The organism is Nocardia otitidiscaviarum, assembly GCF_007362295.1.
Taxonomy (GTDB): Bacteria; Actinomycetota; Actinomycetes; order Mycobacteriales; family Mycobacteriaceae; genus Nocardia; species Nocardia otitidiscaviarum.
Map to the genome: position 1 here is coordinate 699,466 of NZ_CP041695.1, position 11,908 is coordinate 711,373.

The window sequence follows — 11,908 nt, forward strand, 5'->3', positions numbered from 1 at the left end:
CCGACGCGTCAACGGTACACCGAAACTAAATGTTCGGGTGGGCGAAATAGAGTGGGCGTGTTGTGCGGCGGTGGGGGGTATTGCGGGGGAGAGGTGTTGGAGAACGCGTCTGTTCTGAGTGTGCTGCGCTTGTCCACCCTGCGCCCCTGGCGCAGGCTGCCCGAGCGCAGTGGGCGTGTTGTGGCGCGCACGGGTCGGTGCTGGGTGGGGTGCAGGGGGCGGCGCCTGCCCGGAGTGTGCTGCGCTTGCCCACCCTGCGCCCCTGGCGCAGACTGCCCAAGCGCAGCGGCGCGTGTGCGGGCGGGTGGGGTCAGAGGTGGCGGGTGGTGTCGATATTGAGGGACATGCCGGCCAGGCCGCGGCGGCGGACCGCGAGTTTGTCGGCGATATCGCGCAGCGCCTTGCCCGAGGCACTGTCGGGGGCGCGCAGGACGATGGGGGTGCCCTCGTCGCCCGCCTCGCGCAGCGACTGTTCGATCGGGATCTGACCCAGCAGCGGGACATCCGCGCCGATGGCGCGGGTGAGGTTCTCGGCGACGGTCTGACCGCCGCCGGAGCCGTAGAGGTCCATGCGGGTGCCGTCGGGCAGATCGAGCCAAGACATGTTCTCGATGACGCCCGCGATGCGCTGGCGGGTCTGCAGCGCGATGGAGCCCGCGCGCTCAGCCACCTCGGCGGCGGCCAGCTGCGGGGTGGTCACCACCAGGATCTCGGCATTGGGGATGAGCTGGGCCAGCGAGATGGCCACGTCGCCGGTGCCGGGCGGCAGGTCGAGCAGCAGCACGTCCAGATCGCCCCAGAACACGTCGGCGAGGAACTGCTGCAACGCCCGGTGCAGCATCGGTCCGCGCCACACCACGGGCGTATTGCCCTGGGTGAACATGGAGATCGAGATGACCTTCACGTCGTGCGCGACGGGCGGCATGATCATCCGCTCCACCTGCGTGGGCCGCTGGTCGGTGCCCAGCATGCGCGGCACCGAGTGGCCGTAGATATCGGCGTCGAGCACGCCCACCGCGAGTCCGCGCGCGGCCATGGCGGCCGCGAGATTCACGGTGACGCTGGACTTTCCGACGCCACCCTTGCCGGAGGCCACCGCGTACACGCGGGTCAGCGATCCGGGCTGGGCGAAGGGGATGACCGGTTCGGCGGCGTCGCCGCGCAGCTTGCGGCGCAGCTCGGTGCGCTGCTCGTCGTTCATGACGTCGAGGGTCACGTCGATCGCGCCCACGTGGGGCACGTCGGCGACCGCCTTGGTGACCCGCTCGGTGAGCGTGGTCTTGAGCGGGCACGCCGCCGTCGTCAGGTAGATCTCGACGTGGACACTGCTGTCGGCGCCGATCTCGACGCTCTTCACCATGCCCAGTTCGGTGATCGGCTTCCGGATCTCCGGGTCGTCCACCTTCGCGAGCGCGCCCCGCACATCCGATTCCGTTACCACTGGCATGTACGCCAGTCTATTGGCCTCGGATGCGTGGCATCGATGGGCCTCAGATGCGCGGCAATTGGGCGGGCTGCGGTGCGACGCCGCTCTGGTAGGCGACCTGCCAGGCCATCACGTTGGCGACGTAGGCCATGGAGTTGTTGTACCGGAGGATGGCGCGGGTCTGCTGCGCCCGATCCCGCATGTCGAGTCCGCCCGAGCACAGGTATTTGCCCGCGGTGAGGGTGGCGTCGAAGAGGTTCTGCGGGTCGGCGATGCCGTCGCCGTTGCCGTCGGCCGCGTAGTGCTTCCAGGTCTCGGGCAGGAACTGCATGGGACCGACCGCGCGGTCGTAACCCTGGAGCCCGTCCAGGGATCCGCCGTCGGAATCGTAGATCACGTGGTTGCCGTACAGGCTGCCGTCCAGCACCGGTCCGTAGACGGGGGTGAGCGGATTGCCGCCGTCGTCGGCCTTGCCGCCGAAGACGTGCCGGGATTCCACGCGGCCGATGCCGGCGAGCATGGACCACGACATGCCGCAGGTCGGATTCTCCGCCGCCAGTACATGTTCCGCGTTCTTGTACGCGGCCTCGGCGATGCCGGGCATATCGAGCGGACCGGCGGGGACGGCGGCCGGAGCGCGGCCGTCGGGCTGCGCGACCGTCCGCACCTGCGGCGGTGGCGGCGGCGCGGCCTGTTTGGCCTCTCGCAGTAAGAGTTCCGGGGCGGCGGCCACCGGTGCGGCGGCCGCCTCCAGTCTGGGTAGGTGATCGTCGGCTTCAGGCGAAATCCGTTGCTGCACAGAGCTTGCCAGCTTGTCGGCCAGGCTGCCGTCGGCCGCCCCGGTTACGGTGGCGAGTCCCGCGGGAACGAGTCCGGTGAGTGCGATGACAGACTGCCGACGTACGTTGACGGCCGGCGGTTTGCGGTGACGTCCCACGGTGTGATGGCCCTCCATTGCTGTCCGGATGTGCCCTCGGTAATGCAATGGAGATCACGGTACCGCATTCGAGATCTGTTCGTTACTCCTTCGTGATCCTTTTTCTCGTTTGCGTCACGGAGCCGGGGCCGGGGGCGGCGGGGGCAGCGGAATCGTGATGCCGAACGGCAGCGTGATGGCCGGTGCGGGCGGTGCGGCGGGCTCCTCCGCGGGCGCGGGAGCCGAGCCCTCGGCGGGCGCGGGCGGTGCGGATTCCGTTGGCAGCACCGGATTCTCGGGCTGCGGCTGAGCCTGCGGCTGCGGTGCGGGCTGCGGCGGCTGGGCGGCCTCGGGGGCGGTGCAGGACGCCGGGGTCGGCAGCGGCCGGCCGTCCGGACCGAACTGCTGTCCGGACAGGTCGGGCTGGGCCGATTCCTCCGCTTTGCCCACTTCCGGTGCCGCGTTCGCGGCGTCCATCGGATCCGGCATCGGTGCCGGAACCGCTTCCTGCGCACAGGGGTTCGGCGGGGGCGGCGGGCAGAAGATGCCGCACGGAATCGGCGGCAGCCCCGGAATGGTGATCATCACCTGGGTCGGCGTCTGCTGCGGCGCGACGGTGTTCGACGGCGGCTGCTCCGCGGTGGACGGGGTCGGGAGCGTGTTGTTGGCCAGCGTCATATCCGGCACGGTCGCGGTGGGAATGCTGCCCGGGGCGATGAGATCCGGCGAGATGCTGACCTGGGTGGGCGCGCCGCCGGTCCGGTAGGCGTGCGACCAGCTCAGCACCTGGGCCGCGTACGACATGGAGTTGTTGTAGCGCAGCACGGCCCGCAGCTGCTGCTGCTGATCGCGCAGGTTCATATTGCCCGAGCACAGGTACTTGCCCGCGGCCAGCGCGGCGTCGAAGACATTGTGCGGATCGGAGACGCCGTCGCCATTGCCGTCGGCGGCGTACAGCGCCCAGGTGCCGGGCAGGAACTGCATGGGACCCAGGGCGCGCACATAGCCGCCGTCGGCGGCCTTGATGATCTCGTTGCCCGGCAGGGTTCCGTCCAGCGCCGGGCCGTAGATGGGCGTGACGGTGGTGCCCGCGGCGTCGGTGCGGCCATTGCTGGCATGTCCGGATTCGATGCGTCCGATTCCGGCCAGCAGATTCCACGACAGCCCGCAGCCGGGCATGGAGGATTCCAGCGCCAGCTCGGCATTGCGGTAGGCGGCGAGCACGATCTCCGGAATGCCGAGTACGCCGGCGCCGCCGGGCAGCGCGATGTCCTGGAGCGGCACGGTGCCGTTGAACATGCCGTCGGCGGGTGGGGTCAGGGCGCGCAGCTTGCGCGGCGGCTCCGGGGCGGCGGGCACCAGTCCGACGAGTTTGTCGGAGGTGGGTTGGTCGGCGGCGACGGCGTCGACCGCGCTCGCGGCCAGTAGGGCGTCGGGGGCCTGGGGCGCCTCGGTTCTGTGGGTGGTGTTGGTGGCCGATCCGGCGGTGACGAGTCCGGCCAGGATGAGAGCCGATGCTGTCACCGGAGCTGCTATTCGTTTTGGCACCACACAATCCCCTCAACAGTCGTGGAGCAACCGGTAGCGCGGTGACACCCACCTCAGTGGAAGGTGTCTGAGTCGGTTGCTCGGAACAACGTGATCCAGGTTACCCATCCGTAAGCTTGTTGTGTGCAACTTGTGCCGTCATTCGCCATCTTTTTGCGGCGAAACTACGACCTCAGACCTCTTTCCCTCGGTACCCTTCTTCTTTTTGCGTTCGCCTGACCGTTCTGATTTGTCCGTTCCACCTGCGGATTCGCCGTCCAGACGGGCGATCAGATCCTTGATGTCCTCGAGTTCGCGCCGCAGATAGTCACGGGTCGCCACCTCGCCGACGGCCAGCCGCAGCGCCGCCAGCTCCCGAGCCAGGAACTCGGTGTCGGCCTTGGTCTGGGCGGCGCGCATCCGGTCCTCCTCCAGCGCCACCCGGTCGCGGTTGTCCTGCCGGTTCTGCGCCAGCAGGATGAGCGGCGCGGCATAGGCGGCCTGGGTGGAGAAAGCCAGGTTGAGCAGGATGAACGGGTACGGGTCCCAGCGCAGGCTCACCGCGAAGACATTGAGCACGATCCACACCACCACCACGACGGTCTGGATCGCCAGATAGCGCCCGGTGCCCAGGAACCGGGCCACGCGCTCGCTGGAGCGGGCCAGCGCCTCGGCGTCCCAGTCGAACCGGAAGCGCGACTCCGACGGCGTCTCCAACCGCCCCCGGGGGCTGTGGTCGGTCATGGCTTGCCTCCCGGAAGCTTGTGCGCGACAACGGTTCCGGTCGCCTCGGTGAGCTCGTGCTCATCCTGTTCGCGCCAATCCTCGGGCAGCAGGTGGTCCAGCAGATCGTCCACCGAGACCGCGCCCAGCAGGTGGTTCTCGTCGTCGACCACCGGCCCGCACACCAGGTTGTAGGTGGCGAAATAGCGGGTGACCGCGGTGAGCGACGCCTCCGGGCGCAGCGGGCTCAGATCGGTGTCGAGAATGCCGCCCACCAGGTGTGCCGGAGGTTCGCGCAGCAGTTGCTGAATGTGTACGCAGCCCAGATACCGGCCCGTGGGCGTCGCGGTCGGCGGGCGCACCACGAAGACCATGGAGGCCAGCGCCGGGGTGAGATCCGGATCGCGCACCCGGGCCAGCGCCTCGGCGATGGTGGTGGAGGCGGTGAGCACCACCGGGGAGGGCGTCATGAGGCCACCGGCGGTGTAGGGCGCATGCTCGAGCAGCCGCCGCACCGGTTCGGATTCCTCCGGATCCATCAGGGCCAGCAGCGATTCCGCCTCGCCCGCGGGCAGCTCGCCGAGCAGGTCGGCGGCGTCGTCGGGGTCCATCGCCTCGAGCAGGTCGGCGGCGCGTTCGGTGCCGAGCTGTTCCAGCAGTTCGATCTGGTCGTTCTCCGGCAACTCCTGCACCACATCGGCGAGGCGCTCGTCGTCGAGCGCGCGCACCACCTCGATACGGCGCTTCTCCGGGAGTTCGCGCACCAGATGCGCGACATCCGCCGCCCGCATGCCCTCGAATTGCTCGAGCAGCTGGGTGACGTCCTGGCCCGGCAGGTTCAGCTCCGTCTGAGTCAAACCCCGCACATGCGACCACGCGACCACGTGCACGGCCCCGCGCCGACGGAAGGCCGAGCCCAGCCGGCGGCGTTCGCGCACCGCCACCCGGGACACCACCCAGTCACGGGTGCGGGTCTGCTCCAAGCCGAGATCGGTCACCACCACATCGATATTGCCCAGCTCCGGCAGTTCCGGATCGTCCACGCGCACGGTGGAGTCGATGATCTGGGCGATGGCCAGCATCTCACCGTGCCGCTGCTCGAAGCGGCGCACGCTGATGGTGCCGGTATTCAGGGTGATCGCGCCGGGTTCGATCGAGGTCACCCGCAGCATGGGCACGAAAATGCGCCGCCGGGTGGGCAGTTCGACGAGGATGCCGAGGATGCGCGGCTGCTGCCGGTCGTACCGGATGGAGATCACCAGATCACGGAGGCGGCCGATAGACTCCCCGTCCGGTCCCAGTACCACCAGGCCCGCGAGCCGGGCGGCGAATACCTTCGTCGCTGCCATAACTGTCAGGCTAGAGGGTCTGGCTGCCCGAATTGTCGCGCCACGAGCGCGGATGTGAGAGGTGACGCATGACATCGCGCCGTTCGGTACTCGCCGTGCCCGGCAGCAATCAGCGCATGATCGAGAAAGCCAAGGGACTCGCCGCCGACGAGGTGTTCCTGGACCTCGAGGACGCGGTCGCACCGGCGGCGAAGGCGGCGGCACGGGCGAATATCGTGGCGGCCCTGAACTCCGGCGGCTGGGGCGACCAGATCCGCGTGGTGCGGGTCAACGACTGGACCACCGAGTGGACCTACGCCGACGTGATCATGGTCGTGGAGGGCGCGGGCGCGAATCTGGACGCCATCCTGCTGCCCAAGGTCACCGACGCGGGCCAGGTGCGCGCCCTGGACCTGCTGCTGACCCAGTTGGAGAAGGCCAACGGCCTCACCCCCGGCGGGATCGGCATCGAACCGCAAATCGAGAACGCCCTGGGCCTGCGCAATATCGACGAGATCGCCACCGCCAGCCCCCGGGTGCAGACGCTGGTCTTCGGCCCCGCCGACTTCATGGCCAGCATCAGCATGCGCACCCTGGTGGTGGGGGAGCAGCCCGAGGGCTACACGCCGGGCGACGCCTACCACCACATCTATATGACGATCCTGCTCGCCGCCCGCGCGCACGGCCTCCAGGCCATCGACGGCCCCTATCTGGCGGTCCGCGATATCGAGGGCTTCCGCCGCAACGCCGCCCGCACCGCCGCGCTCGGCTTCGACGGCAAATGGGTACTGCATCCGGACCAGATCGCCGCGGCCAACGAGATCTTCAGCCCGCGCCAGGCCGACTACGACAAGGCCGAGGAGATCCTGGACGCGTATGCCTTCCACACGTCCGCCGATGGTGGCGCGCGGGGCGCGGTTATGCTGGGTGACGAGATGATCGATGAGGCCAGTGCGAAGATGGCGCAGGTCATCGCTGATAAAGGACGGGCGGCCGGAATGACGCGAACCACGCGTTTCGTTGGCCCCGCCGACGAGCAGAAATAGCATGATATGGCTATGACCAATCCCATGGGGACACCGAACAACCGCAACCGGCCGGGACTGCCGACGCCCCCGTCGGGCTGGCCGGTCGGGTCGTACCCCACCTACGCCGAGGCGCAGAAGGCCGTCGACTATCTGGCGGACAACCACTTTCCGGTCGAGAACGTCACCATCGTCGGTGTCGACCTCATGCAGGTCGAACGCGTGCTGTACCGGCTGACCTGGGGCAAGGTCATCGGCGGCGGCATGGTGTCGGGCGCGTGGCTGGGCCTGTTCATCGGCCTGCTGCTGAGCCTGTTCCGGCCCGAGGGCAGCAGCAGCCTGGGCATTATCGCGGTCGGCCTGGTCGGCGGCATCATCTTCGGTCTGATCTCGGCGGCCATCCCGTACGCCGCCACCCGCGGCCAGCGCGACTTCGCCTCCACCATGCAGCTGGTGGCGGGCCGCTACGACGTGCTGTGCGAGCCCAAGGCCGCCGAGCAGGCGCGGGACATGCTGGCGAGGCTGGCGATCTAGCGGATGGATGTGATCGACGACGTCCGGGCCGCGGTGCTCGGACATTTCGGGGTGGCATCGGCCGATTCCGCCTCGGTGACCTTCCTCGGGCTGGAGCCCATCGAGATCCTGCGCGTCCCGGCGGGCGATCTGGTGCACTACGTGACGCTGGGCGGCTCCCGCCATCCCATGACCGATCCCACCGCGGCGCTGGCCGATCCGCTGCGCGGCCCGCGCGCGGAACTGGTGCTCACCCAGTTGGGCAGTGCGGGCGCGAGTTCCGGCCTGGTGCGCACCCTCGGTGTGCTGGTGGCCACGCCCGCCGTGGAAGGCGTTGTGCTGCAACCGGATGCATTGCTGGATCTGGGAGAACCGCTGTGGCACAACGCCCGTTTCACCGCCGTGCTGCTCGGTGCGAGCGATATGGCCGAGGTGAAGCTGCCGGAACCGGCGGAGCCCGTACGCTTTCTGACGGTCACCCCGATCACCGCGACCGAGGCCGCGTGGGTGCGGATTCGCGGTGCGGCGGCCCTGCGCGACGCCTGGACCGAAGCGGGCATCGACGTACGCGATCCCGATCGGGGCGCGGCCAACCTCTGACCGGAGCTCTCACAACCACCTGTTGCGCCGGAAGAGCACGAGCAGCACGCCGCAGGCGCTCAGGATGATCCCCCAGATCAGCGGATACCCGAAGGGCCACTTCAGTTCCGGCATGTGCTCGAAATTCATGCCGTAGATGCCCGCGACCATGGTGGGCACCGCCGCCATGGCGGCCCACGCGGAGATCTTGCGCATATCGGTGTTCTGCTGCACGCTCACCTTCGCCAGCGCGGCGCTGATCAGCGCGCTGAGCTGTTCGTTGAAATCGGTGATGCGCTCGGCCACCGCGGTGTGGTGGTCGGTGACGTCGCGCAGGTAGCGCCGGATCTCCTTCGGCAGCGGCAACGCCGTGTCGTGGGTGAGGAATTGCAGCGGCAGCGCCAGTGGGTTCACCGCCCGGCGCAGTTCCACCACTTCGCGTTTGAGCTGGTAGATGGGTTCGACGGTGAGCTTGTTCCCCGGGGTGAACACCGCCTCCTCCATCAGGTCCACATCGTCTTCGATGCGTTCGGACACCTCCACGTAGGTGTCGACGACCCGGTCGGCCACGGCGTGCAGCACGGTGGCCGGGCCGAGGGCGAGATGGTCGGGGTCGGCCTCGAGTTCGTGGCGCACGCCGGTCAGGGCGGTGTGGTCGCCGTGGCGCACGGTGATCACGAAATCGGTGCCGAGGAACACCATGATCTCGCCGGTGCTCACGATCTCGCTCACGGTGTTCAACTCGTGTTCGTGGTAGTCGACGGTGCGCAGCACCACGAACAGCGTGTCGTCGTAGCGCTCCAGCTTGGGGCGCTGATGCGCCTGCACCGCGTCCTCGACCGCCAGGTCGTGCAGGCCGAACGTGCGCGCCACGTCCGCCATCTGGGTGGCGTCCGGCTCGTAGAGCCCGAGCCAGACGAAGCCCGCGCCGCGTTCGCGGACCTCGCGCAGGGCCTGCTCGTGGGTGAACCGGCCCGGAAGCCGCTTGCCCGCCACGTACACCCCGCAGTCTACGACGGCGCGCGCGGTCGGCACCGGAATGCGCGGTCGGTCCCCGTCGGCGGCGCGGCGCGGCCCGCGGAACGACGGCAGCGGCGGCATGGTGGGCACGGCCCGATGCTATCCGCGCGGGGGCGGTCGAACCGCGCGTGACGGGCGGGGCGCGCAAGATCGATACCGGCGCAGGCAAGATGGACCCGTGCGCATCGATCTCCACACCCATTCCACCGCCTCCGACGGCACCGACACCCCGGCCGAACTGGTCCGCAACGCCGCGGCCGCCGGACTGGACGTGGTGGCGCTGACCGACCACGACACCACCTCCGGCTGGGCCGCGGCGGTCGAGGCGCTGCCGCCGGGGGTGACGCTGGTACGGGGGATGGAGATGTCGTGTGTGGGCATGGGCGAGGACGGGTATCCGGTGCCGGTGCATCTGCTGGCGTACCTGTTCGATCCCTCCGACGAGTCGTTCGCGCAGGAGCGGGAGCGGCTGCGCGCCGAACGTGTGGTCCGGCTGCGCGGGATGGCCGAGCGCATGGCGGCCGACGGCCTGCCCGTCGATCCGGAGGAGCTGATGGCCTCGGTGGGTCCGTCGGCGGGTCGGCCGCATCTGGCGCGGGCGCTGGTGGCGGCCGGGGTGGTGCCCAGTGTGGACGCGGCCTTCCAGGATCTGCTCGCCCCGCACGGCCGCTACTACGTGGAGAAGGCGGATACCCCGCTGCGGCGCGCGGTGGAGATGGTCGCCTCGGCCGGGGGTGTGAGTGTGGTGGCGCACGCGCGGGCGCGCAAGCGCGGACGGCTGCTGGCGCTGGACGATATCCGCGATCTGGCCGCGATCGGCCTGGGCGGCCTGGAGATCGACCACCCCGACCACAATGCCGCCGACCGCACGGTGCTCACCGAGCTGGCGGCCGAACTGGGCCTGCTGACCACGGGCTCCTCCGACTACCACGGCAGCAACAAGACCATCCGGATCGGCGAATTCACCACCGATCCGGAGCAGTTCGAGGAATTGGTGGGCAAGGCGACGGGTGTGCCGGTGATCTCCAAGGGGACGTCATGAGGGTGGTGCGGGGGTTGAGCGGGGTGGTCGCCGGGGGGACGGCAGTGTTGGCGGCGACCGTGCTGGGAGCCGGAATCCTCGGGGCGCGCAAGGGTTTCCCGGGACCCGGAGTCGGCGTGATCGCCTGGCACATCGCGGCGGCGGTGCTGGCGGTCGGGGTGCAGGTGTACGCCGATCGTCGGCGGACCTGGGGTGCCACGCTGGTCGGCGCGGTGATCGTACTGGCGACGGTCGCGGCGCTGCTGTGGACCCAGTGGTGGGACTAGGTCTCAGTCGCTGTCGTTGTAGCGGCGCAGATAGTCCGCGAATCGGGCGACGTCGGCGTCGTCCCAGTCCAGGAAGCGCAGGGTGAACGCCTCCCGCCGCCGTTCGTCGGCCTCGCGGGCGATCTCGCGTCCGGCCGCGGTGGCGTGCAGGACATGGTTGCGCCGGTTGGTCGGATCCACTTCGCGCCGTAGGTAATTCGCCTGTTCGAGGGTGCTGACCTGGCGGCTCACGGTGGATTTGTCGAGGGCGAAGTGCTGGGCCAGCTCGGCGGCCAGGCAGCCGTCGCGTTCGATCACCAGGTCCAGGATGGTGAACGCCACCAGGGACAGCTCCGGGTGCAGTTCCGCCGATCTGCCCCGGGCGCGGCGGGCGAAGGCGGTGAGCTCGCGCTGAATGCTCTGGATGGCCGCCGCACGGGTGGGGTAGGCGGGCTCGGAATTCATGGTTGTATCATACAACGATAATAGTTGTATTTACCAACCATTGGAGAGTGTATGGCCTCGCCTCAGCTGCGGCACCTCGCCGGTCACCTGCTCACACCGCTGCTCATGTGCCTCGGCATGGGCCTTGCCTACCTGGGCGCGTTCCACCAGCCCGAACCTCACCACCTCCAGGTCGCCGTCATCGGTGACAGCCCGGAGGTCAAGGTCCTCGCCCAGACCCTGAAGGACGGCGGTGGTACCGCGCTCGAGGTGGTGACCCTGCCCGACCGCGAGCAGGCCGTGGCGCGACTGCGCGACCGCGAGCTCTCCGGTGCGTACCTGCCCGGTCCGGGGCAGCCCGAACTGCTGGTCGCCAAGGCCGGTTCGGATACCACCGCCATGGCCGTGGAAGCGGTCTTCGGCCAGGTCGCCGCCCGGCAGGGCGCACCGCTGACCGTCACCGACGTGGCCGCCCCCGCCGCGGGCGATCCCACCGCGCAGGGCCTGTTCTTCCTGCTGGTCGCGTTGAGCATCGGCTCGTACACCAGCGTCGCGGTGATCGGTGCGGCCGGTGCCGCGCTGTCCATGGGCGTGCGCGCTCTGCTCGGCCTGGGCATGTCGCTGGCGGTGAGCGTGATCGGCATCGTGCTGGCCGGTCCCGTCTTCCACATCGTGGATCACGGCTACGCGGGGGTCTGGGGCCTGGGCCTGCTGTACAGCGCGGGCATCGTGGCGGTGGGCATCGGCCTGCACACCTTCCTGCAACGCTGGACCACGCTGGCGCTCATGGTGCTGTTCGTCATGCTCAACTTCACCACCGCGGGCGGCGTGTACGGCCCCGAACTCCAGAACGGCTTCTTCGGCGCGCTGCACGCCTTCTGGAACGGCGCGGGTTTCGTGGAGGGCGCGCGCGGGCTGCTCTACTTCGACAATGCCGGACTGGGCGGGCGGCTGCTGAGCCTGCTGCTGTGGTTGGCGGCCGGGCTGGCACTGGTGGTCGTGGCGGCGCGCTACGAACGCGCGCGGTCCGAGCGGTCGCGGCAGCCGACCGAGAGCGAGATCGAGGCGGAAATCGAGGAAGCCGTCGGTGTCTGAATTCCATTCCCCGAGTAATCGATAA

At 69.3% G+C, this 11,908-nt stretch carries 13 protein-coding genes; 6 read left to right on the forward strand and 7 right to left on the reverse strand.

Features of this window, described 5'->3' with window-relative positions:
* Positions 1-310 precede the first annotated feature (310 nt).
* The 5 genes from FOH10_RS03060 to FOH10_RS03080 form a co-directional block, all read right to left on the reverse strand.
* Positions 311-1,447 carry an Mrp/NBP35 family ATP-binding protein gene (locus tag FOH10_RS03060; protein ID WP_143979541.1) on the reverse strand — a complete coding sequence of 379 codons (1,137 nt, stop codon included), beginning with the start codon at positions 1,445-1,447 and terminating at the stop codon, positions 311-313.
* 43 nt (positions 1,448-1,490) lie between these two features.
* Positions 1,491-2,363, reverse strand: coding sequence for a lytic transglycosylase domain-containing protein (locus tag FOH10_RS03065; RefSeq protein ID WP_186000694.1), 873 nt, complete (start codon positions 2,361-2,363; stop codon positions 1,491-1,493).
* 114 nt (positions 2,364-2,477) lie between these two features.
* Positions 2,478-3,866, reverse strand: coding sequence for a lytic transglycosylase domain-containing protein (locus FOH10_RS03070; RefSeq protein ID WP_244961560.1), 1,389 nt, complete (start codon positions 3,864-3,866; stop codon positions 2,478-2,480).
* 162 nt (positions 3,867-4,028) lie between these two features.
* A complete protein-coding gene (locus FOH10_RS03075) occupies positions 4,029-4,613 on the reverse strand; it encodes a DUF1003 domain-containing protein (protein WP_143979543.1) in 585 nt (194 codons plus the stop codon).
* Positions 4,610-5,941, reverse strand: a complete 1,332-nt coding sequence (locus FOH10_RS03080; protein WP_051037655.1) for a magnesium transporter MgtE N-terminal domain-containing protein — start codon at positions 5,939-5,941, stop codon at positions 4,610-4,612. The genes FOH10_RS03075 and FOH10_RS03080 overlap by 4 nt, the downstream gene beginning before the upstream one ends.
* 68 nt (positions 5,942-6,009) lie before the next feature.
* Between FOH10_RS03080 and FOH10_RS03085 the strand changes: the two genes are divergently transcribed.
* From FOH10_RS03085 to FOH10_RS03095, 3 genes are read left to right on the forward strand one after another with little or no spacing between them, the layout of a single operon-like run.
* Complete coding sequence (locus FOH10_RS03085) at positions 6,010-6,966, forward strand: HpcH/HpaI aldolase/citrate lyase family protein (RefSeq protein WP_143979544.1); 957 nt, start codon at positions 6,010-6,012, stop codon at positions 6,964-6,966.
* Positions 6,967-6,978: 12 nt separating this feature from the next.
* Positions 6,979-7,479 (forward strand): YflT domain-containing protein, encoded by a 501-nt coding sequence (locus FOH10_RS03090; protein WP_029931477.1) that lies wholly within the window; start codon positions 6,979-6,981, stop codon positions 7,477-7,479.
* A 3-nt stretch (positions 7,480-7,482) separates the two neighbouring features.
* Complete coding sequence (locus tag FOH10_RS03095) at positions 7,483-8,058, forward strand: suppressor of fused domain protein (protein ID WP_143979545.1); 576 nt, start codon at positions 7,483-7,485, stop codon at positions 8,056-8,058.
* 9 nt (positions 8,059-8,067) lie between these two features.
* Here the strand turns inward: FOH10_RS03095 and corA are convergent, their stop codons facing one another.
* Positions 8,068-9,138 (reverse strand): magnesium/cobalt transporter CorA, encoded by a 1,071-nt coding sequence (gene corA, locus FOH10_RS03100; RefSeq protein ID WP_143983828.1) that lies wholly within the window; start codon positions 9,136-9,138, stop codon positions 8,068-8,070.
* A gap of 97 nt (positions 9,139-9,235) precedes the next feature.
* Between corA and FOH10_RS03105 the strand changes: the two genes are divergently transcribed.
* Together FOH10_RS03105 and FOH10_RS03110 are read left to right on the forward strand one after the other, a co-directional pair.
* On the forward strand, positions 9,236-10,099 hold the full coding sequence (locus tag FOH10_RS03105) for a PHP domain-containing protein (protein WP_039816873.1): 864 nt from the start codon (positions 9,236-9,238) through the stop codon (positions 10,097-10,099).
* Positions 10,096-10,365, forward strand: a complete 270-nt coding sequence (locus FOH10_RS03110; RefSeq protein ID WP_143979546.1) for a hypothetical protein — start codon at positions 10,096-10,098, stop codon at positions 10,363-10,365. Before FOH10_RS03105 ends, FOH10_RS03110 begins: the two co-directional genes overlap by 4 nt.
* Positions 10,366-10,368: 3 nt before the next feature.
* Here the strand turns inward: FOH10_RS03110 and FOH10_RS03115 are convergent, their stop codons facing one another.
* Positions 10,369-10,809, reverse strand: a complete 441-nt coding sequence (locus FOH10_RS03115; protein ID WP_143979547.1) for a MarR family winged helix-turn-helix transcriptional regulator — start codon at positions 10,807-10,809, stop codon at positions 10,369-10,371.
* Between the two features lie 51 nt (positions 10,810-10,860).
* Here FOH10_RS03115 and FOH10_RS03120 point away from each other — a divergent pair, with 51 nt between their 5' ends.
* Entirely contained in the window at positions 10,861-11,883 is a 1,023-nt protein-coding gene (locus FOH10_RS03120; protein ID WP_143979548.1) for a hypothetical protein, read from the forward strand.
* Positions 11,884-11,908 lie beyond the last annotated feature (25 nt).

Bases quoted from the DNA above. Each gene is read 5' to 3' on its own strand.
- FOH10_RS03120 (WP_143979548.1), top strand. From the start codon at position 10,861: ATGGCCTCGCCTCAGCTGCGGCACCTCGCCGGTCACCTGCTCACACCG.
- FOH10_RS03115 (WP_143979547.1), bottom strand. From the start codon at position 10,809: ATGAATTCCGAGCCCGCCTACCCCACCCGTGCGGCGGCCATCCAGAGC.
- FOH10_RS03075 (WP_143979543.1), bottom strand. From the start codon at position 4,613: ATGACCGACCACAGCCCCCGGGGGCGGTTGGAGACGCCGTCGGAGTCG.
- FOH10_RS03090 (WP_029931477.1), top strand. From the start codon at position 6,979: ATGACCAATCCCATGGGGACACCGAACAACCGCAACCGGCCGGGACTG.
- FOH10_RS03095 (WP_143979545.1), top strand. From the start codon at position 7,483: ATGGATGTGATCGACGACGTCCGGGCCGCGGTGCTCGGACATTTCGGG.
- FOH10_RS03085 (WP_143979544.1), top strand. From the start codon at position 6,010: ATGACATCGCGCCGTTCGGTACTCGCCGTGCCCGGCAGCAATCAGCGC.
- FOH10_RS03080 (WP_051037655.1), bottom strand. From the start codon at position 5,941: ATGGCAGCGACGAAGGTATTCGCCGCCCGGCTCGCGGGCCTGGTGGTA.
- FOH10_RS03060 (WP_143979541.1), bottom strand. From the start codon at position 1,447: ATGCCAGTGGTAACGGAATCGGATGTGCGGGGCGCGCTCGCGAAGGTG.
- corA (WP_143983828.1), bottom strand. From the start codon at position 9,138: ATGCCGCCGCTGCCGTCGTTCCGCGGGCCGCGCCGCGCCGCCGACGGG.
- FOH10_RS03110 (WP_143979546.1), top strand. From the start codon at position 10,096: ATGAGGGTGGTGCGGGGGTTGAGCGGGGTGGTCGCCGGGGGGACGGCA.